Here is a 25,941-nt window from a genome sequence, read left to right on the forward strand (position 1 = left end):
CGGCGCTGCGCAAGCGCCTAGTCTCGGCGCTTCCTCGAGTGGAGTCGTCCAATGCGCCCGTTCCGCGTGGTCACACTGTCCGCTTTCATCGCCGCCGCGCTCATCGCAGGCTGCAAACAGAAACCCGAGACATCCGCGCCGACGACACCGGCACCCGTCGCAGCGACCGCAAACGACAGCGCGGCACTCAGCTCGGCGGTCGATGCGTTCCTGACCGGCGCCTTCCAGCGCAACCCGGTGTTCGCCGCCAACGCCGGCAAGCATGAATTCGACGGAAAGCTTCCCGATTACAGCCCCGCGGGCCTGAAAGCGAATGCCGACTGGCTGCACGCGCAGCGCAATACGTTCGCCGCGTTCACTGACGACAAACTGGACGAGAAGGGCCGCTTCCAGCGCGACTACGTGCTGGCTGTCATCGACGGCCAGTTGTTCTGGCTCGAGGATTCGGGATTCGCCTACAACAACCCCGCCTACTACGCCGGCGACCTCTCGCCAAGCATGTATCTCACGCGGCCCTACGCGCCGCTGCCGCAGCGGATGGCGGCGTTCGTCACCTACCAGGAAGCGCTGCCCAAGGCGCTGGAGCAGATCAAGGCCAACCTCAAGTTGCCGCTGCCCGCGTCGTACATCGACCTGGGCGTGAATTCCTTTGGCGGCTTCGCCAGCTTCTTCAAGACCGACGTGCCGGCGATCTTCGCCGACGTCAAGGACGATGCATTGCAGGCGCGATTCAAGGCCAGCAACGCCGCCGCCATCAAGGCGTCGCAGGATCTCGCCGACTGGCTGAAGGCGCAGAAGCCGCAGGCCACGCAGGACTTCGCGCTGGGCGCGGACAAGTTCTCGAAGATGCTACACGCGACCGAGCTTGTCGACATGCCGCTTGACCAGCTGAAAGCCGCGGGCGAATCCGACCTGCAGCGCAACCTCGACGCACTGAAGGCCGCGTGCGACCAGTTCGCCGCGGGCAAGTCGCTCAGCGACTGCGTCGCCAAGGTCAACGAGGACAAGCCTGTTGGCGGAGCGGTGGAAGGCGCCCGCGCCCAACTCGCCGGCCTGCGCCAGTTCATCGTCGACAAGGACCTGGTCACGATCCCGGGCACCGAAGAAGCCAAGGTCGAGGAAGCGCCACCGTTCAACCGCTGGAACTTCGCCTACATCGAGATCCCGGGGCCGTACGAGAAGAACCTGCCGTCCGTGTACTACATCGCGCCGCCGGATCCGACCTGGCCCAAGGCCGAGCAACAGGCCTACATCCCCGGCAAGGCAGTGCTGCTGTTCACCTCGGCCCATGAAGTCTGGCCGGGGCATTTCCTGCAGTTCCTGCATGCCAATCGCGCCGAATGGAAGTTCGGCCAGCTGTTCGTCGGTTATGCCTACGCCGAAGGCTGGGCGCATTACTGCGAGGAGATGATGTTCGATGCGGGGCTCGACGGCGCGACGCCGGAAACGCACATCGGCCAGCTCAGCGAAGCCTTGCTGCGCGACGTGCGCTACCTGTCCGCGATCGGCCTGCACACCGGCGGCATGACCATGGCGCAGTCCGAACAGATGTTCAAGGACAAGGCCTTCCAGGATCCCGGCAACGCGCGCCAGCAGGCGGCACGCGGCACCTACGATCCGGCTTACCTCAATTACACGCTGGGCAAGCTGATGATCATGCAGCTGCGCGACGACTGGACGGAGACGCACGGCGGCCGCGCAAGCTGGAAGGCGTTCCACGACCAGTTCCTCAGCTACGGCGGTCCACCGATTCCGCTGGTCCGCGCGCAGATGTTGGGCGGCAAGCCGGAAGCGAAGCTGTGGACGGTCGCCGCGGGCGCAACTCCCGCCAGCAATGCGAGTTCCGCCGCTCCAGCTTCGGCGACGACGGCTCCGGCTTCAGCCGCAAGCTCGGCCCAGAAAGCAGCCCCTGCCATCACGCCCTGACCGCACGCATTGCCGCAGCTCGACTTCAACTGTGACCTGGGGGAAGGCTGCGGCAGCGATGCGGCGATCGTCCCGCTGATCAGTTCGGCGAGCATCGCCTGCGGTGGCCACGCAGGCGATGTGGCCTCGATGCGGGAGACCGTGGCGCTGTGCCAGCGCCACGGCGTCGCGATCGGCGCGCATCCGTCGTTCGAGGACCGTACGAATTTCGGCCGACGCGAAATCGCATTGCCGCCCGCTGCCATCCACACGTCGGTGTCGGTGCAGGTTCGTGCCCTTGCTGCGGTGTGCGTCGATCTCGGCGCACAGCTGCGACACGTCAAGCCACATGGCGCGCTCTACAACCTGGCCGCCCGCGATCGCTCCGTTGCCGACGCCATCGCTGCGGCCGTCGCGAGCGTCGATCCGTCGCTGATCCTCTACGGGCTGTCCGGTTCGTGCCTGACGGACGCTGGCGAAGGTGCCGGCCTGCGCGTCGCCCATGAGGTGTTCGCCGAGCGTGCGTACGAGGCGGATGGCCGGCTGGCCCCGCGCGGGACGCCGGGCGCGGTGATCGAGGATCTCGACGCGTCGCTGGCCCAGGTCCGGATGCTGTTGCGCGAGGGCGTCGTCGTCGCGCGAAACGGAACGCGCGTGCGCCTGCGCGCGGACACGCTCTGCCTGCACGGGGACCGCAGCGATGCCGCGGCGTTCGCAGCCGCGTTGCGCGCTGCACTGCAAGCCGAAGGCGTCCAGATCCGCGCGCCGGGAGGCACGCCATGAACTACTGGCCGTTGCTCGGCATCGCCGTTGTCGTGATCGGCTTCGTGCTGCGTTTCAACCCGGTGATCGTGGTCGTGATCGCCGGGCTCGCCAGCGGCCTGCTTGCCGGCAAGCCCATTGGCGACCTGCTGGCGCTGCTTGGCGAAAGCTTCGTGTCCAACCGGGCGTTGCTGCTGTTCGCCCTGACCCTCCCGGCGATCGGCGTGCTCGAGCGCGCCGGCCTGCGCGAGCATGTGCATGCCTGGATCCTGCGAATGCGCGGGATGACGCTCGCCCGATTGCTGATCGGCTACCTCGGCCTGCGACAACTGCTCAGCATGGTCGGCCTGACCAACGTGGCGGGACATGCGCAGACGGTACGTCCGCTGCTGGCACCGATGAGCGAAGCCGCTGCGGAAAAATCGCTGGGCCAGGTCGATGCCGCGACGCGCGAGCGCATCCTCGCGATGGATGCCGCAACCGACAATGTCGGGCTGTTCTTCGGCGAGGACGTCTTCGTCGCGATTGGTGCGGTGCTGCTCATCCAGGGCTTCTACGCGCAGAACGGCATCATCCTCGAACCGCTGCAGATCGCGCTCTGGGCGTTGCCGACGGCAGTCGCGGCCTTCCTGATCCACGCGACCCGCATCCTGCTGTTCCAGCGCGCGCTCGAGCGCAGGCGCACCGATGCCTAGCGCCCCCGCGACGCCGCTGTCGGGACTGCTCGACATTGGACTGTTCTACTGGGTGCTGGCCGCATTCCTGCTGTATGCGGCGTGGTGCAATGTGCGCCAACATCGCTGGACGCACGCCGGCTTCTGGTGCGTGCTCGGCGTGCTGATCGGCAGCGGCGACGCCATCCTGGCCGCAAAAAAAGCTGGGGATGCCCTGCCTGCGCAATGGGCCGGCATCGGCGTCATCGCGCTGGGCGTGCTGGCGATCCGCATGCACCGTGCGCCGATCGCCGAAGTCCCCGCGCAGCGCCGCATGGCATCGGCGCAACGGCTCGGCCATCGGCTGTTCGTGCCCGCATTGCTGATCCCGCTGCTCACGATTGCGACGGTGCTGGTCGGCCCACGGCTGTCGATCGCCGGCCACCCATTGCTCGGCGAAGGCAGCGTCACGCTGATCGGGCTCGCGCTGGCAAGCGTGATCGCCGCGATCGCAGCCCTGCTCGTCACACGGGAGCCGGTCATCGCCGCGCCAGCGGAAGGACGTCGCCTGCTGGACGCAATGGGCTGGGCCGCCTTGCTGCCGCTGGTGCTCGCGACCCTGGGTGGTGTCTTCGCCGCCAGCGGCGTTGGCGAAGCGATCGCGGCACTGGTGTCGTCCGTCATCCCCACCCAGAGCGCGCTGGCCTGTGTTGTCGCCTACAGCCTCGGGATGGTCCTGTTCACCGTGATCATGGGCAATGCGTTCGCGGCATTCCCGGTGATGACGGCGGGCATCGGCCTGCCGCTGCTCGTGCACCTGCATGGCGCCAATCCCGCGATCATGGGCTCGCTCGGCATGCTCACCGGCTATTGCGGCACGCTGGTGACGCCGATGGCCGCCAACTTCAACCTGGTTCCGGCCGCTTTGCTGGAGCTCCAGGATCCCTATGCGGTGATCCGCGCACAATGGCCAACCGCACTCGCGCTGCTCATCGTCAACATGGCGTTGATGGCGGTGCTGGTATTCCGTTGAGGGCAGCTCCACCCGCCCGTCCATGCACTGAAGAACCGACGACCGTCCAATGTCCGATCCATCGCTTGCCCCCATCCTGCTGACCGGCTTCGCTCCGTTCGGCGGCGAGACCATCAACCCGAGCTGGGAAGCGGTCCAGGCACTGGATGGTGAGGTGCTGCGCGGGCGCCGCATCGTTTCGCGTCGCCTGCCTGTCGAATTCGACAACTCGCTGGATGTTCTGCGCGACCTGATCGACACATTCGATCCTGTGCTCGTGCTCTGCGTCGGCCAGGCCGGAGGCCGCGCGCAACTGTCGATCGAGCGCGTCGCGATCAACATCGCCGATGCGCGCATTCCCGACAACGCCGGCGCGTCTCCCATCGATGCACCGGTCGTTCCCGGCGGCCCTGCCGGGTATTTCGCGACGCTGCCGATCAAGGCGATGCTCGTGGAGCTGCGCGCTGCAGGCATGCCCGCCGAAATTTCCCAGACCGCCGGCACCTATGTCTGCAATGCGGTGTTCTATGGACTGATGCACGCGCTGCGGGATCGGCCGCGCGCGCGCGGCGGATTCATCCACATCCCGTATTCACCGGAACAGGCAGCCCGCCATCCGGGTGCGCCGAGCCTGTCGGTGGGCGCGGTGGCGAAGTCGCTGCAGATCGCGCTCGAGGTGGCGCTGGCCACGGACGCCGACCTGCGCATGGCAGCCGGCGCAGAGAACTGACCGACGCTCAGGTACGCGGAAGCGTCACGCCGGTCTGTCCCTGGTATTTGCCGCCGCGATCCTTGTATGAGGTTTCGCAGACTTCGTCCGACTGGAAGAACAGCATCTGCGCCACGCCCTCGTTGGCATAGATCCGCGCGGGCAGCGGCGTGGTGTTGCTGAACTCGAGTGTCACGTGGCCTTCCCACTCCGGCTCCAGCGGGGTCACGTTGACGATGATTCCGCAGCGCGCGTAGGTGCTCTTGCCCAGGCAGATGACGAGCGTGTCGCGCGGGATCCGGAAGAATTCCACCGTCCGCGCCAGCGCGAAGGAATTGGGCGGGATGATGCAGACGTCGGCATGCACGTCGACAAAACTGCCGGGGTCGAAGGCCTTGGGGTCGACGATGGTCGAATTGATGTTGGTGAAGACCTTGAATTCGCGCGAACAGCGCACGTCATAGCCGTAGCTGGAGGTGCCATAGCTGACGATGCGGTGCCCGTCGGCGGCGTGCTTGACCTGCTGCGGCTCGAATGGCTCGATCATCCCCTTGGATTCGGCCATGCGCCGGATCCAGCGATCACTCTTGATGGTCATGCGATGCGTACCGGCGGGTCGTGTGCGAAGCCGCGCATTCTACTAGCGCGCGCCCGTCAAAGGGCCGCCCGGAATCCGCGCCGGCCGAACCCGCCGGCCGGCGATCCAGTACGCGCGCCTCAGCCCGCGAGCGAGGCGCCGATCGTGGCGCGCGCGCGTGGACGCATCGCCAGTTGCGCGGCCATCCGAAGGGCCGTCTCGCGATAGGCCATGGCCACCGGGGAGCCCGGGGCGGACACGACGATCGGCACACCCGCGTCGCCCTGCTCGCGGATGCCGATCTCCAGCGGCAGGCTGCCGAGCAGGGGCACCCCGTACAGGCTGGACATCCGTTCAGCGCCGCCGTGCCCGAATACATGTTCGGCGTGACCGCAGTTGCTGCAGACATGCACGGCCATGTTCTCGACCAGGCCGAGCACCGGCACCTGCACCTTCTCGAACATCTTCAGCGCCTTGCGCGCATCGAGCGTGGCGACATCCTGCGGGGTCGTGACGATGACCGCCCCGGCCACCGGGATCTTCTGCGCCAGCGTCAACTGGATGTCGCCCGTGCCAGGCGGCAGGTCCACGATGAGGTAATCCAGTCCGAGCTGGTCTTCGCCGCCCCAAAGGGTCTGCGTGAGCAGCTGCGTCAATGCCGATGTCGCCATCGGGCCGCGCCAGATCATCGGGGTGTCCTGCTCGACCATCAGGCCGATGGACATGGCCTCGATGCCGTGTGCCCGCATCGGCACGATCATCTTGCCGTCGGGGCTGTCCGGGCGACCGGAAAGCCCCAGCATCATTGGAATGCTCGGACCGTAGACATCCGCGTCGAGCACGCCGACCCTGGCGCCCTCGGCTGCCAGCGCCAACGCCAGATTGACGGCTGTCGTGGACTTGCCGACACCGCCCTTGCCCGACCCGACCGCGATGACATTGCGGATGTGCGGCAGCGGCGAGACGTTCGGTTGCACCGCGTGCGGGACGATGCGATGCCGCAGGTCCAGGCTGGCAAGCCTCAAGCCGCTGCGGACAACAACAGCCTGGATGGCATCGCGCAAACGACCTTGTCCGTCCGCCGAGAGCGGATAGCCGAGTGTTATCGCCAGCGATGCCGCGCCTGCTTGTTCGCCGACCGCGATCCGCGCGCCGGTGTCCGACAGCGACAGGCCACTCGCCGGATCGACCACCTCGGAAAGGCGGATTTCCAGCTCACCCATGTCGTTGCCTCCAAACCAGTGATTGTAACGACCAGCCCGGTGCGGCGTACCGATCCATGCCTTGGATCTCCGGACGCGCCCAGGTCGTTGAACGCCAGACCCATCCAGCTGAACGCAACCGCGACTGGCCGCCGACCGTACTCCAGCGGATGCTGGTATAAATCCTGCTGGTCGAACGCGCCTGCCGTTCGCCCAACCATTCCTCTGGAGGGATCATGCGAACGAAATTCATCCTGCTGCTTCTGGCCCTGCTGCCCTTGTCGGCCTTCGCCCAGAACACCCCGGTCGGCAAGTGGCGCACCATCGACGACAAGACCGGCAAGGTGAAGTCCATCGTCGAGATCTACGAAACCACCGATGGCACCCTCGCGGGCAAGGTGGTCCAGGTCCTGGATTCCGACAAGGGTCCAAATCCCTTGTGCGACGCCTGCAAGGGCGCCAACCACAACAAGCCGATCACCGGAATGGTCATTGCCTGGGGGCTGCGCCACGAAGGCAACACCTGGGATGACGGAAGGATCCTCGACCCCAAGAACGGCAAGGTCTATTCGGCGAAGATGACCCCCGTCGAACAGGGCGCGAAGCTCGAAGTCCGCGGGTACATGGGCTTTTCGCTGCTGGGCCGCAGCCAGACCTGGGTACGCGAAGCCGCGAACTGAGACCTGTCGCCAGCGCGGCCTGCATCGGCAGGCCGCGCATCGGCTCGGATCCGGCGTTTTCGATAGTCATTTTTGATCGTGCGACAATCGTCGGCCGCTCCGACACTGCCCGCCATGCCACGCACGAAGGTCGTTACCTGCGCCCTGCCCTACGCCAACGGCGCACTGCACCTGGGTCACCTGGTTGGTTACATCCAGGGCGATATCTGGACCCGCGCACGCAGGCTGGCCGGCGATACCGTCCACTTCGTCTGCGCTGACGACACCCACGGCACGCCGATCATGCTGGCCGCCGAAAAGGCCGGATTGCAGCCCGAAACCTACATCGCCGGCATCCAGGCCGGCCACGAACGCGATTTCGCTGCCTTCGGCGTCGCCTTCGACCACTACGATTCGACCCACTCGGCCCACAATCGCGCCCTGACCGAAGCCATCTTCGCGCGGCTCGAGAACAACGGCCACATCAGCCACCGCAGCGTTGCCCAGCTCTACGATCCCGTGCGCGGGATCTTCCTGCCGGACCGCTATATCAAGGGCATCTGCCCCAACTGCGGGACGCCTGACCAGTACGGCGACAATTGCGAGCATTGCGGCGCGACATACGCCCCCACCGACCTGAAGGAACCACGCTCGGTGCTCAGCGGCGCCGAGCCCGAACTGCGCGAATCAGGGCATTTCTTCTTCGAAGTCGGGCAATTCGCGGATTTCCTGCGCGAATGGCTGGCGGGTGACGTCGCGGTCCCCGCCGTCAAGGCCAAGCTGCTGGAATGGCTCGACGGGGAAGGCGGCATCCGTGCGTGGGACATCTCGCGCGATGCTCCTTACTTCGGCTTCGAGATCCCCGGCCATCCGGGCAAGTATTTCTACGTCTGGCTCGATGCACCGATCGGCTACCTGAGCAGCCTGCAGGTGCTGTGCGAACGCGAGGGACTGAATGTCTTCTCCTTCCTTGCCCATGACAGCGACGCCGAATTGCACCACTTCATCGGCAAGGACATCGTCACCTTCCACGGACTGTTCTGGCCGGCGGTCCTGCACGGGGCCGGCTTCCGCGCGCCGACGCGCCTGCACGTCAACGGCTACCTCACCGTTGGCGGCGCCAAGATGTCGAAGTCGCGCGGCACCTTCGTCATGGCCCGGACCTACCTGGATTGCGGGCTCGATCCGGAGGCGCTGCGCTATTACTTCGCCGCCAAATCCGCGGGCAGCGTCGACGATGTCGACCTGAACCTGGCCGACTTCACCGCGCGGGTCAATGCCGACCTCGTGGGGAAATTCGTCAACCTTGCCAGCCGCTGCGCTGGTTTCATCGAGAAGCGTTTCGACGGCATGCTTGCGTCGACGCTGCCAGAACCCGCGATGTACGAACGGTTCAAGGCGCAGGTCGCAATGGCGGCGGATGCCTATGCACGCAACGATGCGGCGGCCGTGCTGCGCATGGCGATGGCCTTGGCCGACGAGGCCAACAAGTACATCGACGAGCGCAAGCCCTGGATCCTGGCCAAGCAGGCCGATGGCGACGCAGCACTGCAAGGCGTCTGTTCGCAGGGCCTGAACCTGTTCCGCATCATTGCCGGCATGCTGAAGCCTGTGCTCCCGCGCGTGGCCGCAGAGGCCGAGCGCTTCCTCGATGCGGAGGTGTCGCACTGGGACGATCTCGACCAACCCCTGCTTGGCCGCCGCATCCATGCGTATTCCCCATTGTTCACCCGGATCGACCCCAAGGATCTCGAGAAGATGACCGAAGCCAGCCGGGAGTCGCTGCCAGGCTCCAATGCAATCCCCGCGCCAGCGCCCACGGCAACGCCAGCGGTTGTCGCTGGTCCCCGCGACTCGGCAGCCAGCATCGGCATCGAGGATTTCGCCCGGCTCGACCTGCGCATCGCGCGCGTCCTTGCCTGCGATCCGGTCGAGGGATCCGACAAACTCCTGCGTTTCCAACTCGATGCGGGCGAGCTGGGCAAGCGCCAGATCTTCTCCGGCATTCGCGCCAGCTACGGTGATCCGTCGGCACTCGTCGGGCGCAACGTCGTCTTCATCGCCAACCTGGCGCCGCGAAAAATGCGCTTCGGCATCAGCGAAGGCATGATCCTGTCGGCAGGCTCCGATTCGGGCGATCTGTACCTGCTCGATGCCGACACCGGTGCGAAGCCGGGCATGCCGGTGAAGTGAGCGCGGCAAGTCACGAGCGTGACGCGCTTGTGGAACGGCTCGACCGCCTGCTTCCGCAGACGCAGTGCGGGCAATGCGGTTATCCCGGCTGCCGTCCGTACGCCGCAGCCATGGCTACCGGCCTTGCAGGCGTCGACCACTGTCCGCCCGGGGGCGATGCGGGTGCACGCTCGCTCGCGCACGTTCTCGGCCTTGCGCCCAGTCCATTCGATCGCCATCGCGGCACGCACAAGCCAGCACAGGTGGCGATGGTGGTCGAGGCCGATTGCATCGGCTGCACGAAGTGCATCCAGGCCTGTCCTGTCGACGCGATCATCGGCGCCGGCAAGCACATGCATACCGTGATCGAGGCGCTATGCACCGGCTGCGAACTGTGTGTTCCCGCATGCCCGGTGGATTGCATCGTGCTGTTGCCGCCGTTGGCCTCCCAGCCCGCAGGCATGGATTGAGCGGCGACGCGGGCCTGCGTCAGTGCTTCCGGCCGGGGCACGCGGAACACACGCGTTCAACGCGATAACCCCTGGCGCGCAGCTTCTCGACAACGCCGTCGCTGCCGAGAAGATGCAGCGCGCCCACCACGACCAGCGTCGTCGACCGATCAGGTGACGCAAGGCGTCTCTCGATCTGCGGAACCCATGCGTCGTTGCGGTCGATGTCGATGTGCCGATAGAGCTTCGGGTAGTCGCGCTTCATCGCGGCAGCCATCACGGTCCATAGCGTCGCTGCGTCCCCGCGGCGCCAGGCTGCATGCAAGGTCTCCAACTCGTGGTTGCCCGGTTCCGAATCGCCCAGCGCTTCAGCCAGGAACTGCAGTTGCTCGTCGCGATCCATGGCTGCGAGGAAGGCGATCTGCTGGGCGCCGGTTTCCAGGCCTGCCACGGGCTTGCCGGCGGCCGCCGCTGCGCTGGCGAAGTGTTCATCCAGTCCGAGCGCGGGATCCAGCCCCTGCTCCTGCATCCCGACCACGCTGATCATCAAGCCGGCAAGCCACGGCCGGAACTGCTGCAGCATCTCCGGCGTGATCCCCGATGCCTTTCCGCTGCGTGCGTCCGATGCGAACCACCCGGCGAGCTTCTGGCGCAGCAACGGATCCAGGTCGTCATCCAGTCGCGTGCCGTCCACACGCAATCCGGCCTGCCGCATCTGCATGGCCAGCGCCGGCGACGCCATCTCCTGCGGCGGGATTTCGAACATCAGCGCCTGCGCATCGCCGAAGGCCTTGTCGACATCCGCCGACAAGGGATAGTCACCAGGCTTGAGCAGGTGGAAGGATCCCAGCAGGTACACGCTGCTGTCCGCGTCGGACACCTTCCACAACAAGGGAACCGGCGGCGATGCCGAGGCAGCGAACGTCGCAACCGCAAGCAGCAGCGTCGTCAGGAAAGTCAACGCAGAACGGGCGCGCATGCGGAAGCTCAATGGTTGCCCGGCTTGGCGTAGGCCTTTTCGCCCGCGGTGATCGCGAGGTCCAAGCGGTTCTCGGGTGGCGGCAAGGGACACGTGGCGAACGACGTGAACGCACAAGGTGGGTTACGCGACTGGTTGAAGTCGAGCAACACGTTGCCTTGCGCATCGGGCATGGGTGCATCGAGGAAGCGTCCCGCGCCGTAGCTGCCGTGGCCGTTGGTGCGATCCGCGAAGACGAGGAACAGCACGCCTTCGCCCTCATCGAGCGCTTCGAGCTTCCAGGCCTTGCCGTCGTGCTCGAACTCGACCGTTCCGGGATTGGACATGGCATCCATGCTGCCGATGATGTTGGCGACTTCCATCGTCCGCCCGGACTCATGCGGGACGAACTTTGCCTTCACCAGCCACGATGGGTCCGCCGGCCAATAGTCGAGCCCTGCGAACTGCAGGCGCGTGGGGGCATCCGCATGCCTGACGCGCAAGGCATGGCGGCCACTGCGCTCGACCACGGTCGCCGCCCCCTTGCCCTCGTCGAATCCGATCACGCTCGCGCCACCGGTTTCCACGTCGGTTCGCAGCGTCACCTCGCCCGTAAGCGGCTTGTCGTCCAGGGTGAGCGCGGCCGACTGGTCGGGAACGAAGCGCACGCCCTTGGCGTCGACCGTGACCATGCCAAGGTGCGATGGTCCCATCGCCAAGCGGATGCCGTTGTCGGCCGCGCTTCCGATGTAATGCGCGCCCGGATCCAGCCAATGCAGCCCGACGAGGCTGGTCCAGCCGTCGGGCTTGAGCAATGTCGCCCGGCGTGTCTCGCGCCACAGTCGCTCAGTGCGTGCGAAAGCCGATTCGGCGGCTGGCTGCATGGATTTCCCGGAGTTGGTGTCGTCGTCGTTGCGATGACAGGCCGTCGCCAGGCCCGTCAAGGCGATCATCGTTGCCAGCATCTGTCGGTGCGCACGCAGCATCAACGTCCTCGCAGGAACCAGGAATCGATGTCGCCCAGGGTGAAATGCGCCCAGGTCGGACGACCATGATTGCATTGTCCCGAGCGCAGGGTCGCCTCCATCTCGCGCAGCAAGGCATTCATCTCCGCGATGGATAGCCGCCGATGTGCGCGGACCGCCGCATGGCAGGCCATCGTCGACAGCAAGCCGTCGCGCGCGTCGGTGACCCGGCGGCTGCCACCATGCTCGCGCAGGTCGGCCAGCACGTCGCGCAACAAGGTGGCGACGTCGCCTTCGGCAAGCAACGCCGGGACCCCACGCAGCAGCAGCGACTGCACGCCGGCACGCGACACGTCGAAACCCAATAGCGCCAAGGTCCGCGACTCGCGCTCGGCGCAGTCGGCATCGCGCTCGGAAACCGCGATCGACTGCGGGACCAGCAGCGGCTGCACGCGCAGGCCGACGCTGTCATGTGCGGTCTTCAGTTTCTCGTAGCCGATGCGCTCGTGCGCCGCATGCATGTCGACGACGATCAGGCCTTCCCTGTTTTCCGCGAGGATGTAGATCCCGTGCAGCTGCGCGATCGCATAGCCCAGTGGCGGCACCGCTTCGTCGGCATCCGGCTGCGACGGCTGGTCGCCGCCCGTCGACGACGGCCCATCGGAGCGCGACCCGTGCAATGCCGCATATCCAGAGCGCAATTCATCGATCCGCAGCGCGAGGTCCGGTTGCGGCATGGCCCATCGCGATGGTCCAGCCATCGACGCGGGCGAGGCAACCGACGCGTCCATGGCAGCGCCGGCGCGCGTATCGGCAAGCGCCTCCTGCAGCGTCCTGTAGACGAAGTCATGGATCAGGCGTGATTCGCGGAAGCGCACCTCGTGCTTGGCGGGATGCACGTTGACGTCGACCGCACGCGGGTCCAGTTCCAGGAACAGGACGTACGCCGGCTGGCGCCCATGGAACAGCACGTCCGAATACGCCTGCTTGATCGCATGGGAGACACTGCGATCGCGGATCCCGCGGCCGTTGACGTAGAGATACTGCTGGTCGGCGCTGGCGCGGTTGTACACCGGTCGCGCGATCCAGCCGTGCAGCCGCAGGCCGGCTGCCGAATGATCGATGCGCAGCGTATTGCCGCCAAATTCGGCGCCCAGTGTCTCCGTCAGGCGCTCGGTCGAGGCGAACATGGCATCGCCGCGGTAACGACGCGTCGGCTTGTTGTTGTGCGACACGCGCAATTCGACATCGGGCCGGGCGAGTGCGAGCGAGCGCAGCCATTCCTCGATATGGCCGAGTTCCGTGCGCTCGGCGCGCATGAACTTGCGCCGGGCGGGCACGTTGAAGAACAGGTCGCGCACCTCGACCGTGGTGCCGCGCGGATGGTTCCGGGGCGTGATGTCGCCAACCCGTCCGCCGTCGACCTGCAGCGCCGCGCCGTGTTCACTGGAAACGTGCCGGGAGGCCAACATGAAGCGGCTGACGGACGCGATCGACGGCAGCGCTTCACCGCGAAACCCCAGCGTCGAGACCGACTCAAGGTCGTCGAGCGAAGTGATCTTGCTGGTTGCGTGTCGCGCAATCGCCAACGGCAGGTCGCCTGCCGCGATGCCCTCGCCATCGTCGCGGATGCGGATCAGGCGTGCGCCACCTTCTTCCAGGTCGATGTCGATGCGTCGCGCGCCGGCATCCAGTGCGTTCTCGACCAGCTCCTTGACCACGGACGCAGGGCGTTCCACCACCTCGCCGGCAGCGATCTGGTTGATGAGGGTGTCGGGAAGCTGACGAATCGTCACGGTGACGGCAGGCTCGATGGCGCGCTGGACGCCAGCGTGGCGCCATGAAGCGGATGAGCCCGGATGATAACGACCGCGCGTGAGGATCGACTAGGGACTTCCGCCACCCGGCGTGCCCGAGAAGCTGCCAGCCGCATCGGCACGCGCCGCGTACAGCGTTCCCGGGGGTGGCTGGCGCCGGAAATAGCTGTTGACGCCGTCCAGCACCGCACGCGCGAGTTGCGCCTGCTGGGCGGGATCGTTCAGCCGGCGCTCTTCGGACGGATTGGTGATGAAGGCCGTTTCAACCAGCAGCGAGGGAACATCCGGCGACCGGAGCACGACGAAGTTCGCGCGCTCGATCTCCTGCTTGTGGGTCTTGCCGAGCCGCTTGAGGCCACCCAGCACCTGGTTGGCGGTGTCCTCGGACGCCTGCATCGTTGCGCTTTGCGACAGATCGAGCAGCACCGACGCCAGCGTGTCGTCCTTGTCCTGCAGCTTCACGCCACCGACCAGGTCGGCCGCGTTCTCCTGGGTGGCCAGCCAACGGGCCGCCTGCGATGACGCCCCGCGCTGCGACAGCACGAAAACCGACGAACCGCTGGCATCCGGACTGGGAGATGCGTCCGCATGGATCGACACGAACAGGTCCGCACGCGCGGAACGCGCACGCTGGTAGCGCTGGGTCAGCGGCACGAAGACGTCCGCGTCGCGAATGAGGAATGCCTTGAGCCCGGGCGTCGCGTTGACCTGTCGTGCAAGCTCGCGCGCAATGGCCAGGGTGATCATCTTTTCACGGCTGCCGCCCGGTCCACGCGCTCCCGGATCCTGGCCGCCATGTCCGGCATCGATCGCGATGATCAACGGGCGCAGGCCGGCACGCCGCATGACGTCCTGCATCGTCTTGACGGGTGCACCGTCGGGAGCCCGCGTCGTCGCAACGTCCGGTATTACCGCCGGTCGACCGGTCGCCACGCGCGTCGGGACACCGGTGGCGACTGTGCCGGGGGAAGCCTGGACGGACGGCGCGGTGCTGCTGGCGACGATGTCGTCCCGCGCCGCGGCCCCGGACGCTGCTGGCTCGGCGATGCGAGGCTGCACGGTCGCGAAGCCTTCAATGCGTGCGGCAGCCGTTGGTGGCGGCGTCATTCCTGTCGCCACAGCTGCGGTTTGCTGCACGGGGCCCGCTGCCAGGTTGCCGTCACCGGGCCATTCCAGGACCAGTCGCGGTCCGGTGGCGCCCGGCTCGAAATGGGGGTGCATCGCGCTGACCGGCGCCGCCAGGTCGAAGACGACCCGGGTGGTGCCGGGGACCGGCTGGCCGCTGCGAACCTGGCGCACGAGGCCAGTGCCTGCGGGCATCCGCAATCCGGGGCGTTGGCGCGAACCCGGCAGGTCGACGACCAGCCGGTCGGGGTTGGCGAGCGTGATGAGCTGGAAACCGGATTCCCGGTCGAACGCGAGTTCCGCGCGGGTTCCGGCCGGACCGGTGCTCAGCTCCAGGTCCTTCAGCTCGCCGGCACGCGCGAGGTTCCAGCAGACGGCGGCGATCAGCGCCATGCCGAGCAGGAATTGCTGGAAGCTTGCCCCCTTGGTGCGCATGGCCCCGATTCAAGCACCAAGAGTCGAGCTTTGCAAGCCTCTTTTCCCTTATTTATCCGTGGGCTGTGGCGTGTTCCTGTCGTCGGGAGGGAGGAAGGGTTCGCAAACCCCATTTTCTTCCACCCGCTCCAGCCACGCAGCGCCGACCGGCGACCCCTCCCGCAGCTCGGCCTGGCGACCCTCGCCGGCAAGCTCCAGGAAGACATGCAGATCCGCTTCCGGGAGCGCATGCCCTCCCCGCTCCGGCCATTCCACCAGCCACAGGGAGGCGTTGGCGTCGTCCAGGGCGAGGAACTCCAGCTCCCCGGGGGCACCGATGCGATAGAGGTCCAGGTGCAGGGCCATCCTGTCGCCATCCAGCGGGTAATGCTCGACCAGGGTGTAGGTCGGGCTGCGGATTGCGCCGGTCACCCCGAGTTCGCGCAACCAGGCGCGCGCCAACGTCGACTTCCCGGCGCCCAGGTCGCCATGCAGGTAGACGATGGCGCGGTCGGGTTGCGTGCGCGACAGCAAGCCGCCAAGCGCATCGGTCGCACGCGCATCGCGCAGGTGAAAAGTCGTCATGACACGCCACGCTGCGGGTTGGAGACATCGCGCAGGCAACACAACAGGTCCGATGGCAACAGGCCGCGCTGGCCACCGCTTGCGGCGGCAACGTCACCGGCCACCGCGTGCAACAACGCGCCACAGCACGCGGCGTCGAACGCATCGAGCCCCTGCGCGCGCAAGGCGGCGATGACGCCGGTCAGCAGGTCGCCCATGCCGCCCACCGCCATTCCAGGATTGCCGGCAGCGATGACGCACGGTGCCTGTCCTGGCGCCGCGATGATCGTGCCGGCGCCCTTCAGCACGATGACGCAGTGGTGGCGCTCGACCAATGCGCTGGCCGCGGAAAAACGGTCGGCTTGCACTGCAGCCACGTCGATGCCGAGCAGTCGGCCCGCTTCGCCGGGATGCGGTGTCAGGATCGTGCCGGCTGCCAGTTGTCGTGGCGAGGCGGCGAGCAGGTTCAATGCATCCGCATCCATCACAAGCGGCTTGCCGGAAGACAGCGCTGCATCCAACAACGCACTGCCCCACGCCTGCGTGCCGAGTCCAGGGCCGATGGCGAGCACGCTCGCCGCTGCAGCCATCCCGTGCAGTGCGTCGGCATCTTCCACCGCAGCGACCATTGCCTCCGGACGACGTGCGAGCAGCGCGGAAACGGTCGTGGCCTGCGTTGCAACGCTGACCAGCCCCGCACCGGCGCGTAGCGCGGCTTCCGCGCATAGGATGATGGCACCGCCATGCCCGCTGTCGCCGCCAATGCACAACACATGTCCGAAGTCGCCCTTGTGCGTGTCGAGCGCACGCGGCTTCAACCAGTGCTGCAGGGACGCCGCGGGCAATGCATATGCGGATGGTGGAAAGGCGTCGAGCTGGACACCGAGGTCGGCAACGTCAGCTGCGCCGCGATGATCCAGCGCGGCTCCCGTCGCCAGTCCACGATGCGCCGCAATGAATTGCAGCGTCGAATCGGCACGGACGGCCTTGCCCGGCACGTTGCCGGAATCCGCATCCACGCCGCTGGGGACGTCGAGCGAGAACACGATGCAACCGCTCGCGTTGATGGCGTCGATCAAGCGCGCCGATGCGGCATCGGGCGCATGGCGCAAGCCGATTCCGAACAATGCATCGACGAGAACGTCCACGCCTGGCAGCGTGCCGTCGAAATCCGAGCAGGTCCCGCCTGCGGCGATGAACTGCGCGCACGCCTGCCGCGCTTCGTCGGATGCCGGCGCAGCCAGTCGGACGACAGCCACGGCACGACCGCTCAGCAGTGCCTGCGTCGCCAGCGCGTAGCCGTCTCCACCGTTGTTGCCGGCCCCACAGACCACCAGGATGCGCTGCGCTTGCGGCCACGACGCCAGCAGGTGGCGCCACCCCGCCTCGCCGGCCAGCTGCATCAGGGCACCGCTGTCCCCGCTCGCCGCGCGAGCGGCAGCCTCGATGTCGCGCAGGCTTGCGTTGTCGTGGAGCGCGACGGCGTGTTGCATGACGCGATTCTATACTTGACCCGTGCAACCGACCGCCGCCGCTGCCAGCACCCCATCCGACCAGCGTGATTACGCGGCTCTCGCGCGCACGATCAGGACGATGGCGCGGGAACTTGGCTTCCAGCGCTGCGGGATCGGCGATGTCCAGCTCGATGGCGACGCGGCCCACCTGCGCGACTGGCTCGCGCAGGGCTTGCACGGATCGATGCAGTGGATGGGCCGCCATGGCGACAAGCGTTCGCGGCCCGACCTGCTGGTCCCGGGCACCGTGCGGGTCATTTCCGTCGGCATGGACTATTCCGGCAATGGAGAAGATCCCTGGGCGACGCTGTCCGATGGCGAGCGCGCCTACGTGGCGCGCTACGCACTGGGCCGCGATTACCACAAGCTGATGCGGCGGCGGCTGCAGGTACTCGCCGATGCGATCGCCGGGACGGTCGGGCCGTTCGGTCATCGCGTCTTCGTCGACTCGGCCCCGGTGCTCGAGCGGGCGCTGGCGCGCAACGCCGGCCTTGGCTGGATCGGCAAGCACACCTGCCTGATCGATCGCGACGGAGGTTCGTGGTTCTTCCTCGGCGAGATCTACGTCGACATGCCCTTGCCGGTGGATCCTCCGGCGAGCGCCCACTGCGGCACCTGCGTGCGCTGCATCGACATCTGTCCGACGCAGGCGATCACCGCACCGTATCGATTGGACGCGCGCCGCTGCATCAGCTACCTCACCATCGAACACGACGGCGCGATCGATCCCGAACTGCGCCCCCTGATCGGCAACCGGATCTTCGGTTGCGACGATTGCCAGCTCGTCTGTCCCTGGAACAAGTTCGCCAAGACCACGGACGAACCGGATTTCCGCGCACGAAACAATCTCGACAAGGCGACGCTTGCCGAGCTTTTCGCCTGGACGGCGGACGAATTCCTGCAGCGCACGGAAGGCTCCGCGATCCGCCGCAGCGGTTACCAGCGCTGGTTGCGCAACATCGCCGTCGCACTGGGCAACGCACCAACGACCGCAGGCGTCATGGCGGCGCTGGAATCACGCCGGGAGTCGGACGATCCCGTCGTCCGCGAACACGTGCACTGGGCGCTGGAGCGCCACGGCCGCGCCTGAGCGTCAGGCTGCCTGCTTGGGAATCGACAGGTTGGTGTGGGTCAGCAGGTTGTGCCTGTCGACATACACCAGCGTCGGCTTGTAGTTGGCCGCTTCGGCTTCGTCGCAGGTGCCATAGGCGCAGATGATCACCAGGTCGCCGGGTTGCGCGCGATGGGCGGCGGCACCGTTGACCGAGATGATCCCGCTGCCTTCCTCTCCGCGAATGGCGTAGGTGACGAAGCGCTGGCCGTTGTTGACGTTGAAGATGTGGACCTGCTCGTACTCGCGGATACCGGAAATATCCAGCAGGCGCCCGTCGATCGCGCACGAGCCTTCGTAGTGCAGTTCGGCGTGCGTCACCGTGGCCCGATGGATCTTGGCCTTGAGGATGTTGAGCTGCATGGACGGGCTCCGGCCACGGCCGATCGTGAATGAGGACGGCAGTGTAGGGAGCGGTATGCGGCACTGCAACATCGCCGCTCGACCCGCTCAGTCCACGTCGAACTCGATGTTGTCGATCAGCCGGGTCTGGCCCAGCCGGGCTGCGACCAGCGCCACCCGGGCGCCGTTGTCACCCTCCTGGGGCTCACGCAGGTCGGGATGCCGCACCGCTGCGTAGTCGACGTCGAATCCGCGCTCCTGGAGCATCCGTGTCGCCGCCGCTTCGACGTCCGCACGGGCATCGCCCGCCGTGATCCGCGTCTTGATGTACTGCAGTGCCTGGTGGATCGTCGCCGCCACCGGCCGCTCGCCCGGCGACAGGTACTGGTTGCGTGAACTCATCGCCAGCCCGTCGGCTTCGCGCAGGGTCGGTCCGGCCACGATCTCGATGGGGAAGGACAGATCGCCCACCAGGTAGCGGATGACGGCCAGCTGCTGGTAGTCCTTGCGTCCGAAGACCGCCGCGTCCGGCTGCACCTGGTTGAACAACCGCGACACCACCGTCGCCACGCCATCGAAGTGGCCGGGGCGATGGGCGCCTTCGAGCAGCTCGGTGATGACCGGCACATGCACCTGGACCGTGGCCTGCGCACCGTGCGGGTACATCGTTTCCACCGACGGCATCCACAGCAGGTCGCAACCGGCTGCCTGCAGCCCGCTGGCATCCGCTTCGGGCGTCCGTGGATAGCGGCCGAAATCCTCACCGGGCCCGAACTGCGTCGGATTGACGAACACGCTGGCGACGACGCGGTCGGCGTGCCGTCGCGCGAGCTCGACCAGCGAATGATGACCGGCGTGCAGGTTGCCCATGGTCGGGACGAAGCCGATCCGCATGCCGCCGCGTTTCCATTCGCCGATCCTCGCGCGCAGCGCCGCGAGTTCGCTGACGATCGCAATCATCCGTAGCTGTGTTCCGCATCGGGAAAGCTGCCGTCGCGCACCGCTTCGGCGAACGCAGCGACCGCAGCGGCGATCGATCCGCCATCGGCGAGGAAATCCTTCACGAACTTCGGACGACGATGACCGCTGTTGATGCCGAGCAGATCGTGCAGGACCAGCACCTGGCCATCGCATTGCGCGCCGGCGCCGATGCCGATGGTCGGGATGCTGGACGCCGCCGTGATCGCGGCGGCCAGTGGCGACGGAACGCATTCGAGCACCAGCAGCGATGCGCCCGCCTCGGCAACGGCAACGGCGTCGTCGCGCAGCGTGGCGGCGGCACGCTCGTCGCGGCCCTGGACCTTGTAACCGCCCAGTCGCAGCACCGACTGCGGCGTCAGGCCGAGGTGCGCGCACACGGGAATCTCGCGCTCGACCAGGAAGCGGATCACGTCGAGCTTGAATCCGGCGCCCTCGAGCTTGACCATCCCGGCGCCCGCCTGCAGGCAGCGCACCGCGGCGTCGAGCGCCCGCTCCGGGCTTGCGTCGGCCTGGAATGGCAGGTCGGCAACCAGCAGCGCCGTGGAGACGCCCCGGGCCGCGCAGGCGGTGTGGTAGACGATGTCGTCGACGCTGACCGGCAACGTGCTCTGGTGGCCTTGCACGACCATGCCAAGGGAGTCGCCGACCAGGATGAGGTCCACGCCGTTGTCGTCGAGCGCGCGCGCGAAGCTGGCGTCGTAGGCCGTCAACATCACCAGCTTGCGGCCTTCGCGCCTGGCGTCGGCAAGCATCGGCACGGTCCAGGCCTTGCGGGCGGGGCGATCGGCGTACATGCGGCTCCAGCGAAGGCGCGAGGCCCGGGTTGCGGGCCGCTAGCCTACGACTTCGACACCCCCGGAAGCCAGCGCGGCCAGCGCGTCACGCGCGCTTCCCACGCCGGGAATCGATGCCTGCGGGTCCAGCTCGAGCAAGGGCACCAGCATGAACGCACGCTCGTGCAGCTGCGGATGCGGAACGCGCAAGCCCGGAACGTCGATGATCCGGTCGCCATACAGCAGCAGGTCCAGGTCGAGGCTGCGCGGACCCCATCGCTCCTGGCGCTCACGTCCGAATGCCCGTTCGATCCCGAGCATCCCGTCCAGCAATGCCGGGGCGTCGAGGCTGGTTTCGAGCAGTGCGACCGCATTGATGAAGTCCGCCTGCGCAACCGGTCCCCAGGCGGGGCTGCGATAGAGCTGCGAGGATCGCAGCAAGCGCGTATCGGGAAGCTTGTCGAGCGCGACGATGGCAGCGCGCAGTATCGCCACCGGATCGCCGGTATTGCCGCCCAGGCCGACCCAGGCGCGCATGGCATCGCTCATTCCGAAGCGACGGGACGGCGGCGACGGCGACGTCGCTTCTTCGGCGCGGCATCGTCGCTGGATGCATCGTCCTCGCCTTCGACCACCGGCAGTTCGCCTTCGCCGCCGGGCCCGGGTGCCATCGCCTGCGCGTCCTGCCAGAAGCTGACTTCCTCGGCGTGCTCGTTGGATGCGAACTGACGCAGCACCAGGAAGTCGAACGCGGCGCGAAATCGCGGGTGCGCCAGCAGGCGCGACACGCGCTTGGGCTGGCGTTGCGACAAGCGCGACTGCAACAGCCAGATTTCCTGCATCGGCAGCGAAAAACGCCGCGGCAGCGCGATCACCGACAGCTGGTGCAGGGTGACCCTGTCGGCGGCGCGGCGCTGCGCCTCGGCGGCGTGCATGCCCTGCGCCTGCAGCGACATGAGCGTGCGGCAATACGCCGGCCACAGCAGCAATGCGAAGAGGAACGCGGGCGATACCGGCTCGTCGTTGGCGACGCGCACGTCGGTACCGCGCAATCCCTCGAGCAGCATCCGCCGCAGCGCGCCACTGCGATTGGATGCGAGGGCGGCTGCCGTTTCCGGCAGCAGGACGCGCAACAGGCCGTGCTGCTCCAGGCCGAGGAAACTTTCAACGGCATGCCCGGACAGGAACAGCTTCAGGCATTCCTCGAACAAGCGCGCCGACGCGGACTCGCCCAGCAGCGGCGCCAGGTCTGCAATGGGCGCGGCGGTCGCAGGCTCGATCGTGAAGCCCAGCTTGGCCGCCAGGCGGATGGCGCGCAGCATGCGCACGGGATCTTCGCGATACCGCTGCTCGGGATCGCCGATCAGGCGCAGCAGGCCGTTGCGCACGTCCTCGAAGCCGCCGGTGTAATCGAGGACGGAGAAGTCGTCGATCGCGTAATACAGCGCATTGGCGGTGAAGTCGCGCCGGATGGCGTCGTCCTCGATGGAGCCGTACACGTTGTCGCGGACCAGGCGACCGCCTTCGTGGAGTTCGCGGTCGCCGCTGCCGTCGTCGACGTTGGCGCGGAACGTCGCCACCTCGATGATCTCGCGGCCGAACACCACGTGCGCCAGCCGGAAGCGTCGCCCGATCAGGCGCGAGTTGCGGAACAGGTGTCGCACCTCTTCCGGCGTCGCGCTGGTGGCGATGTCGAAATCCTTGGGATGGCCGCCAACCAGCAGGTCGCGCACCGCGCCGCCAACCAGGTACGCGGAGAACCCCGCATCGCGCAGCCGGTACAGCACGCGCAAGGCGTTGGGACTGATGTCCTTGCGCGAGATCGGATGCGAGTCGCGCGCGATGGTTCGCAGCGCTGTCGCTTGTCCGTCGACAGGCAATCCGTGGTCGGTCGATTCGTCAGGATGGATGGGCATTGAGGGCGGCGCGGCCGCAAAGTTAAGCCAGGAGGCGGGATTCGCGTTGCCTGCGGCAAACGCGGCCCATATACTAGCAAGCCTCGTGCTGCAGTCCCCGGGCACAAGGGCCGGTTGTCCAGCCGGCAGGCTTCGGAGTTTGCTCCGGGCCAACCCCCGCTCCCTTCGTCTAGAGGCCCAGGACGTGGCCCTCTCAAGGCTAAAACACGGGTTCGAATCCCGTAGGGAGCACCATTTTCCAGTGCGCCCCGACGAGCCCGGTCCTGACCGGGCTTTTCATTTTTGCGCATCATCCAACTCGCTAGACTATGCGGGCCAGGTCGCCGGAATATCGTCATGCCATTCGTCGTCACCGAGAACTGCATCAAGTGCAAATACACCGATTGCGTCGAGGTGTGCCCGGTCGACTGCTTCCACGAAGGCCCGAACTTCCTCGTCATCGATCCGGACGAGTGCATCGACTGCACCTTGTGCGAGCCGGAATGCCCCATCAACGCGATCTATCCCGAGGATGACGTGCCTGCCGGCCAGGAGGCCTTCGTTGCCCTGAATGCCGAACTGGCGAAAGCCTGGCCCGTCCTGACCATCCGCAAGGATGGCTTGCCCGATGCCAAGCAATGGGAAGGCAAGCCCGACAAGCTGTCCCTGCTCAAGCGCTAGCCCGGCTGGCGCGGCCCGATCCGGATGGGCTGGCGGTACTTGCCGACCTCGGCAGGAATGCGCCGCTGCAAACGGCCAAGCAGATCGACCGCGGCGACACCGCGATCGGGTTTTCCGTCCAGTCCCAAGGCGAGAACGCGGGTCATCATGCGGCTGTCAGGTCGCTGCAATACCAGCGCCTGCGACCGGATCAGGAACTGCTGGTCGCGATAACGCACCGCATAAATGCCAAGCATCTGCGCCCTGCTTTCATATTCGACGCCATCGGTCCGCACGAGTATCTGCCCGATGGTGTTCCAGGTGTCGAGCATGTTCTCCGCAACGGTGAATTCGCCGGTGCCGGCATTGGTTACGGGTGAAACCTGGTTCTGCTTTCCCGCGACGGACACGCAACCGGCCGCGAGGCAGAGGACGACGGCAAGCGCCGCCGATGGCACCAGCCCGCGCCGCACCGAAGGACTCCGGATGCGGCGCGCACCTTCCAATCGACCAGCCTCAGCTGCCGCCGAGACCCGATTTCAGCGTGGCGATCAACTGGGTCGCGGCCGCGCTGGTCGCGGGCATGCCGCGTGGATCGACCGCGGACACGTACACGCCCGAATCGACCTTGGTGACGCGGACGAGGAAGTTGTCGCCCTGGTAGCTCACGTCGTAGGTTCCGAGCAGTTGCGCCTTGCTGGCGATGACGAGCCCGTCGACTCCCGCCAGCGCCGTCCCCACTTTCGCGAATACATCGTCGCGCTCACCGCCCACGGTGAATCCCGATGCACTGGCCGCTGCCTGAGACGTTGCCGACATCTCCGAACGCGTCACCGACTGCGTGCCAGTATCGGGAACCTGCATCGCGCCTTCGGTGCCGGGACGATCGAGGTCCGGCGGCACTTCCAGTGGACGGCTCTCGGGGCTCATCTGGTACGCGCTGTCCTTCTTGCTGAACCAATGGCAGCCCGACACGCCCACGGTGACGAGGATGGCCGCGGCGATGGCGATTGCGCGCGGAGCGTTGGAACGAAGAAGCTGGAACTGGCGCATTGGAAATCTCCTCAAGGGTCAAGCCGCGACGATGTCGCGGCAGGATTGCTCCAGTTGCTGAAGCCGATCGGTCAGCCGGGCCGCACGTTCTGCGTGCACCGGCGATAGTGGAGTCAAAGGCAGGCGCAGGCCGCGACCGATATCCAGGCGCGACAGGATCGCCTTGACCGGAATCGGGTTGGGCTCGACACCCATGAAGTCATATGCATCCCGCAGGCCGGCATCCCAGGCATTGGCGTCTTCGACCTTGCCGGCGCGCGCGAGTTCGCACAGCCTGCGCATCGATGCTGGCAACACGTTGGATGCCACCGAGATGACGCCATCGGCGCCGGCCAGCATCGCCCTCGCTGCAGTGGGATCATCCCCGCTGAGCACGGTGAATCCCGCGTCGCGGAACGCCAGCAGTGCCGTCATGCGCGCTGGATCGTCGATCGCTTCCTTGATGCCGATGATGCGTTCGTGCGCGACAAGACCAGCCACCGTGTCCGGCAGCAGGTCGCAGCCGGTGCGCCCGGGCACGTTGTACAGCACGACAGGCAACGCGCCATCGTCGGCGACCGCGCGGTAATGCGCGAGCAGTCCAGCCTGGGTTGGACGCACGTAAGGGGGGGTCACGACCAGCGCTGCATCGGCGCCCAGTGCGGCGGCCCGGCGCGTCTGCTCGATGGTCTTGGCCGTGTTCGACAAGCCCGTGCCAGCGAGTACCGGGATGCTGCCAGCGACGAATTCGACGGCACTTCGCAGCAGCGCGTCGTATTCGACGTCGTACAGTGCGGCCGCCTCGCCAGTCGACCCCGCCACCACCAATGCCTGCGTGCCACTGTCCAGCTGCCAGCGCAGCAAACGGCGCCAGGCGTCGAGATCGAGCTCCCCGGCCGCCGTGAACGGCGTCGCCAATGCAGTCACGCTGCCGGAAATCCGCAAATGGGCGCTCATCTGGAAACAACCTGCATGCGCATGCGGAACCTGTTGGGCAGGCCACATGTTACTTGCGGGCTCAAAGCAGGGGCAAGTATGCTGGCCCGGACCCCTGGCCGGCCACATGGAAGCAGCCCGGACGTCGTCAACCTCCTTTGCGGCGGACGCCCACTTGACCGATCCAGATACAGCTTCCCGTCCCTCGCCCAACGAGAACCACCTGCTGATCAACGCCTACACGACGCATCCGCAGTCGCCTCTGCTGGCGGTGACGCGCAGGATCGCCGACAGCGGCTGCAACCTGGTCGATACGCGGCTGAGCACGGTCGGTCGCGACGTGTCCGTCACTGCGCTGGCAACCGGTTCCTGGGATTCCGTGGCCAAGCTCGAGGCCATGCTCACGCGGCTGGAGCGCGAGGAAGGCCTGAAACTCGTCTGGTATCGCACCGGTCCCAAGCCGATCCAGTCCAACCTCCTGCCCTACGTGGTCGAGGTGGTGGCGGCGGACAAGCCCGGGATCCTGTTCCAGCTGGCGGATTTCTTCGATCGGCAGTCGATCACGATCGAAAGCCTGCATTGCTCGCGTTATCGGGCGATGCAGACCGGCGCCGAAATGTTCACCGCGCAGGTCACCATCGGTATCCCCGCCGACATGCATATCGCCGCGCTGCGCGACGACTTCCTGGAATTCTGCGACCACCTCAATCTCGACGCGATCATGGATCCGATGAAGTTTTGACGATGGCCCACG

Annotated in this window: 27 protein-coding genes and 1 tRNA gene; 12 read left to right on the forward strand and 16 right to left on the reverse strand. The window is 66.7% G+C overall.

Translation table 11 applies throughout. From position 1 onward, the window contains the following. Positions 1-51: 51 nt before the first annotated feature. From GST15_RS04640 to pcp, 5 genes are read left to right on the forward strand one after another with little or no spacing between them, the layout of a single operon-like run. The gene (locus GST15_RS04640; RefSeq protein WP_159016063.1) at positions 52-1,926 is read left to right on the forward strand and encodes a DUF885 domain-containing protein; all 1,875 of its coding nucleotides are present in this window, start codon (positions 52-54) and stop codon (positions 1,924-1,926) included. A gap of 9 nt (positions 1,927-1,935) precedes the next feature. Next, positions 1,936-2,688, forward strand: a complete 753-nt coding sequence (locus GST15_RS04645; RefSeq protein ID WP_159016064.1) for a 5-oxoprolinase subunit PxpA — start codon at positions 1,936-1,938, stop codon at positions 2,686-2,688. After that, positions 2,685-3,362, forward strand: coding sequence for a DUF969 domain-containing protein (locus GST15_RS04650; RefSeq protein WP_159016065.1), 678 nt, complete (start codon positions 2,685-2,687; stop codon positions 3,360-3,362). Before GST15_RS04645 ends, GST15_RS04650 begins: the two co-directional genes overlap by 4 nt. Beyond that, on the forward strand, positions 3,355-4,353 hold the full coding sequence (locus GST15_RS04655; protein WP_159016066.1) for a DUF979 domain-containing protein: 999 nt from the start codon (positions 3,355-3,357) through the stop codon (positions 4,351-4,353). The genes GST15_RS04650 and GST15_RS04655 overlap by 8 nt, the downstream gene beginning before the upstream one ends. Positions 4,354-4,402: 49 nt before the next feature. Then, on the forward strand, positions 4,403-5,062 hold the full coding sequence (pcp, locus tag GST15_RS04660) for a pyroglutamyl-peptidase I (RefSeq protein ID WP_159016067.1): 660 nt from the start codon (positions 4,403-4,405) through the stop codon (positions 5,060-5,062). A 7-nt stretch (positions 5,063-5,069) separates the two neighbouring features. On the opposite strand, the gene dcd is transcribed toward pcp, so the two are convergent. Both dcd and apbC read right to left on the reverse strand, forming a co-directional pair. Continuing rightward, the gene (gene dcd / locus GST15_RS04665) at positions 5,070-5,639 is read right to left on the reverse strand and encodes a dCTP deaminase (protein WP_159016068.1); all 570 of its coding nucleotides are present in this window, start codon (positions 5,637-5,639) and stop codon (positions 5,070-5,072) included. Between the two features lie 119 nt (positions 5,640-5,758). Then, positions 5,759-6,841 carry an iron-sulfur cluster carrier protein ApbC gene (gene apbC, locus GST15_RS04670; protein ID WP_159016069.1) on the reverse strand — a complete coding sequence of 361 codons (1,083 nt, stop codon included), beginning with the start codon at positions 6,839-6,841 and terminating at the stop codon, positions 5,759-5,761. Positions 6,842-7,056: 215 nt separating this feature from the next. Between apbC and GST15_RS04675 the strand changes: the two genes are divergently transcribed. The 3 genes from GST15_RS04675 to rnfB all read left to right on the forward strand — a co-directional run bounded on the left by GST15_RS04675 (position 7,057) and on the right by rnfB (position 10,121). Next, on the forward strand, positions 7,057-7,500 hold the full coding sequence (locus tag GST15_RS04675; protein WP_159016070.1) for a DUF2147 domain-containing protein: 444 nt from the start codon (positions 7,057-7,059) through the stop codon (positions 7,498-7,500). A 114-nt stretch (positions 7,501-7,614) separates the two neighbouring features. Next, positions 7,615-9,672, forward strand: coding sequence for a methionine--tRNA ligase (metG, locus tag GST15_RS04680; RefSeq protein ID WP_159016071.1), 2,058 nt, complete (start codon positions 7,615-7,617; stop codon positions 9,670-9,672). After that, a complete protein-coding gene (rnfB, locus tag GST15_RS04685) occupies positions 9,669-10,121 on the forward strand; it encodes an Rnf electron transport complex subunit RnfB (RefSeq protein WP_159016072.1) in 453 nt (150 codons plus the stop codon). The genes metG and rnfB overlap by 4 nt, the downstream gene beginning before the upstream one ends. A 19-nt stretch (positions 10,122-10,140) precedes the next feature. Here rnfB and GST15_RS04690 read toward each other — a convergent pair whose 3' ends face one another. The 6 genes from GST15_RS04690 to GST15_RS04715 form a co-directional block, all read right to left on the reverse strand. Then, a complete protein-coding gene (locus GST15_RS04690) occupies positions 10,141-11,079 on the reverse strand; it encodes a TraB/GumN family protein (protein WP_159016073.1) in 939 nt (312 codons plus the stop codon). 8 nt (positions 11,080-11,087) lie between these two features. Further along, the gene (locus GST15_RS04695; protein WP_199268711.1) at positions 11,088-12,011 is read right to left on the reverse strand and encodes a DUF1684 domain-containing protein; all 924 of its coding nucleotides are present in this window, start codon (positions 12,009-12,011) and stop codon (positions 11,088-11,090) included. A gap of 32 nt (positions 12,012-12,043) precedes the next feature. After that, on the reverse strand, positions 12,044-13,819 hold the full coding sequence (gene mutL, locus GST15_RS04700) for a DNA mismatch repair endonuclease MutL (RefSeq protein WP_159016074.1): 1,776 nt from the start codon (positions 13,817-13,819) through the stop codon (positions 12,044-12,046). 90 nt (positions 13,820-13,909) lie between these two features. Then, positions 13,910-15,400: an N-acetylmuramoyl-L-alanine amidase gene (locus tag GST15_RS12935; RefSeq protein WP_325064764.1), complete on the reverse strand. Its 1,491-nt coding sequence runs from the start codon at positions 15,398-15,400 to the stop codon at positions 13,910-13,912. A gap of 48 nt (positions 15,401-15,448) precedes the next feature. Continuing rightward, positions 15,449-15,964 (reverse strand): tRNA (adenosine(37)-N6)-threonylcarbamoyltransferase complex ATPase subunit type 1 TsaE, encoded by a 516-nt coding sequence (gene tsaE / locus GST15_RS04710; protein ID WP_159016075.1) that lies wholly within the window; start codon positions 15,962-15,964, stop codon positions 15,449-15,451. Beyond that, on the reverse strand, positions 15,961-17,436 hold the full coding sequence (locus GST15_RS04715) for an NAD(P)H-hydrate dehydratase (RefSeq protein ID WP_159016076.1): 1,476 nt from the start codon (positions 17,434-17,436) through the stop codon (positions 15,961-15,963). Before GST15_RS04715 ends, tsaE begins: the two co-directional genes overlap by 4 nt. A gap of 100 nt (positions 17,437-17,536) precedes the next feature. Here GST15_RS04715 and queG point away from each other — a divergent pair, with 100 nt between their 5' ends. Beyond that, positions 17,537-18,547, forward strand: a complete 1,011-nt coding sequence (queG, locus tag GST15_RS04720) for a tRNA epoxyqueuosine(34) reductase QueG (RefSeq protein WP_159016077.1) — start codon at positions 17,537-17,539, stop codon at positions 18,545-18,547. A 3-nt stretch (positions 18,548-18,550) separates the two neighbouring features. Here queG and panD read toward each other — a convergent pair whose 3' ends face one another. The 5 genes from panD to pcnB all read right to left on the reverse strand — a co-directional run bounded on the left by panD (position 18,551) and on the right by pcnB (position 22,580). Continuing rightward, the gene (panD, locus tag GST15_RS04725) at positions 18,551-18,931 is read right to left on the reverse strand and encodes an aspartate 1-decarboxylase (RefSeq protein WP_159016078.1); all 381 of its coding nucleotides are present in this window, start codon (positions 18,929-18,931) and stop codon (positions 18,551-18,553) included. Between the two features lie 87 nt (positions 18,932-19,018). Then, positions 19,019-19,870 carry a pantoate--beta-alanine ligase gene (gene panC / locus GST15_RS04730; protein ID WP_159016079.1) on the reverse strand — a complete coding sequence of 284 codons (852 nt, stop codon included), beginning with the start codon at positions 19,868-19,870 and terminating at the stop codon, positions 19,019-19,021. Beyond that, on the reverse strand, positions 19,867-20,685 hold the full coding sequence (gene panB / locus GST15_RS04735) for a 3-methyl-2-oxobutanoate hydroxymethyltransferase (RefSeq protein WP_159016080.1): 819 nt from the start codon (positions 20,683-20,685) through the stop codon (positions 19,867-19,869). Before panB ends, panC begins: the two co-directional genes overlap by 4 nt. Positions 20,686-20,724: 39 nt before the next feature. Continuing rightward, positions 20,725-21,201 carry a 2-amino-4-hydroxy-6-hydroxymethyldihydropteridine diphosphokinase gene (gene folK, locus GST15_RS04740; RefSeq protein WP_233263046.1) on the reverse strand — a complete coding sequence of 159 codons (477 nt, stop codon included), beginning with the start codon at positions 21,199-21,201 and terminating at the stop codon, positions 20,725-20,727. An 8-nt stretch (positions 21,202-21,209) separates the two neighbouring features. Further along, positions 21,210-22,580 (reverse strand): polynucleotide adenylyltransferase PcnB, encoded by a 1,371-nt coding sequence (gene pcnB / locus GST15_RS04745; protein WP_159016082.1) that lies wholly within the window; start codon positions 22,578-22,580, stop codon positions 21,210-21,212. A gap of 158 nt (positions 22,581-22,738) precedes the next feature. Here pcnB and GST15_RS04750 point away from each other — a divergent pair. Next, positions 22,739-22,814, forward strand: a tRNA-Glu gene (locus tag GST15_RS04750). A 102-nt stretch (positions 22,815-22,916) separates the two neighbouring features. Then, positions 22,917-23,240, forward strand: a complete 324-nt coding sequence (gene fdxA / locus GST15_RS04755) for a ferredoxin FdxA (protein ID WP_159016083.1) — start codon at positions 22,917-22,919, stop codon at positions 23,238-23,240. On the opposite strand, the gene GST15_RS04760 is transcribed toward fdxA, so the two are convergent. From GST15_RS04760 to dapA, 3 genes are read right to left on the reverse strand one after another with little or no spacing between them, the layout of a single operon-like run. Further along, positions 23,237-23,692 (reverse strand): hypothetical protein, encoded by a 456-nt coding sequence (locus GST15_RS04760; RefSeq protein WP_159016084.1) that lies wholly within the window; start codon positions 23,690-23,692, stop codon positions 23,237-23,239. The two genes, fdxA and GST15_RS04760, sit on opposite strands and share 4 nt — an antisense overlap. Before the next feature lie 43 nt (positions 23,693-23,735). Continuing rightward, the gene (locus GST15_RS04765) at positions 23,736-24,272 is read right to left on the reverse strand and encodes a hypothetical protein (RefSeq protein ID WP_159016085.1); all 537 of its coding nucleotides are present in this window, start codon (positions 24,270-24,272) and stop codon (positions 23,736-23,738) included. Between the two features lie 18 nt (positions 24,273-24,290). Continuing rightward, positions 24,291-25,196 carry a 4-hydroxy-tetrahydrodipicolinate synthase gene (dapA, locus tag GST15_RS04770; protein ID WP_159016455.1) on the reverse strand — a complete coding sequence of 302 codons (906 nt, stop codon included), beginning with the start codon at positions 25,194-25,196 and terminating at the stop codon, positions 24,291-24,293. Between the two features lie 118 nt (positions 25,197-25,314). On the opposite strand from dapA, the gene GST15_RS04775 reads away from it, so the two are divergent. Continuing rightward, a complete protein-coding gene (locus GST15_RS04775; protein WP_233263047.1) occupies positions 25,315-25,929 on the forward strand; it encodes a glycine cleavage system transcriptional repressor in 615 nt (204 codons plus the stop codon). Positions 25,930-25,941: the final 12 nt, after the last annotated feature.

This window comes from Cognatiluteimonas profundi (assembly GCF_009792795.1).
Classification (GTDB): domain Bacteria; phylum Pseudomonadota; class Gammaproteobacteria; order Xanthomonadales; family Xanthomonadaceae; genus Cognatiluteimonas; species Cognatiluteimonas profundi.

Bases quoted from the DNA above. Each gene is read 5' to 3' on its own strand.
- GST15_RS04640 (WP_159016063.1), top strand. From the start codon at position 52: ATGCGCCCGTTCCGCGTGGTCACACTGTCCGCTTTCATCGCCGCCGCG.
- GST15_RS04650 (WP_159016065.1), top strand. From the start codon at position 2,685: ATGAACTACTGGCCGTTGCTCGGCATCGCCGTTGTCGTGATCGGCTTC.
- GST15_RS04655 (WP_159016066.1), top strand. From the start codon at position 3,355: ATGCCTAGCGCCCCCGCGACGCCGCTGTCGGGACTGCTCGACATTGGA.
- pcp (WP_159016067.1), top strand. From the start codon at position 4,403: ATGTCCGATCCATCGCTTGCCCCCATCCTGCTGACCGGCTTCGCTCCG.
- dcd (WP_159016068.1), bottom strand. From the start codon at position 5,639: ATGACCATCAAGAGTGATCGCTGGATCCGGCGCATGGCCGAATCCAAG.
- apbC (WP_159016069.1), bottom strand. From the start codon at position 6,841: ATGGGTGAGCTGGAAATCCGCCTTTCCGAGGTGGTCGATCCGGCGAGT.
- GST15_RS04675 (WP_159016070.1), top strand. From the start codon at position 7,057: ATGCGAACGAAATTCATCCTGCTGCTTCTGGCCCTGCTGCCCTTGTCG.
- metG (WP_159016071.1), top strand. From the start codon at position 7,615: ATGCCACGCACGAAGGTCGTTACCTGCGCCCTGCCCTACGCCAACGGC.
- GST15_RS04690 (WP_159016073.1), bottom strand. From the start codon at position 11,079: ATGCGCGCCCGTTCTGCGTTGACTTTCCTGACGACGCTGCTGCTTGCG.
- GST15_RS04695 (WP_199268711.1), bottom strand. From the start codon at position 12,011: ATGATCGCCTTGACGGGCCTGGCGACGGCCTGTCATCGCAACGACGAC.
- GST15_RS12935 (WP_325064764.1), bottom strand. From the start codon at position 15,400: ATGCGCACCAAGGGGGCAAGCTTCCAGCAATTCCTGCTCGGCATGGCG.
- tsaE (WP_159016075.1), bottom strand. From the start codon at position 15,964: ATGACGACTTTTCACCTGCGCGATGCGCGTGCGACCGATGCGCTTGGC.
- GST15_RS04715 (WP_159016076.1), bottom strand. From the start codon at position 17,436: ATGCAACACGCCGTCGCGCTCCACGACAACGCAAGCCTGCGCGACATC.
- queG (WP_159016077.1), top strand. From the start codon at position 17,537: ATGGCGCGGGAACTTGGCTTCCAGCGCTGCGGGATCGGCGATGTCCAG.
- panD (WP_159016078.1), bottom strand. From the start codon at position 18,931: ATGCAGCTCAACATCCTCAAGGCCAAGATCCATCGGGCCACGGTGACG.
- panC (WP_159016079.1), bottom strand. From the start codon at position 19,870: ATGATTGCGATCGTCAGCGAACTCGCGGCGCTGCGCGCGAGGATCGGC.
- panB (WP_159016080.1), bottom strand. From the start codon at position 20,685: ATGTACGCCGATCGCCCCGCCCGCAAGGCCTGGACCGTGCCGATGCTT.
- folK (WP_233263046.1), bottom strand. From the start codon at position 21,201: ATGCGCGCCTGGGTCGGCCTGGGCGGCAATACCGGCGATCCGGTGGCG.
- pcnB (WP_159016082.1), bottom strand. From the start codon at position 22,580: ATGCCCATCCATCCTGACGAATCGACCGACCACGGATTGCCTGTCGAC.
- fdxA (WP_159016083.1), top strand. From the start codon at position 22,917: ATGCCATTCGTCGTCACCGAGAACTGCATCAAGTGCAAATACACCGAT.
- GST15_RS04765 (WP_159016085.1), bottom strand. From the start codon at position 24,272: ATGCGCCAGTTCCAGCTTCTTCGTTCCAACGCTCCGCGCGCAATCGCC.
- GST15_RS04775 (WP_233263047.1), top strand. From the start codon at position 25,315: ATGGAAGCAGCCCGGACGTCGTCAACCTCCTTTGCGGCGGACGCCCAC.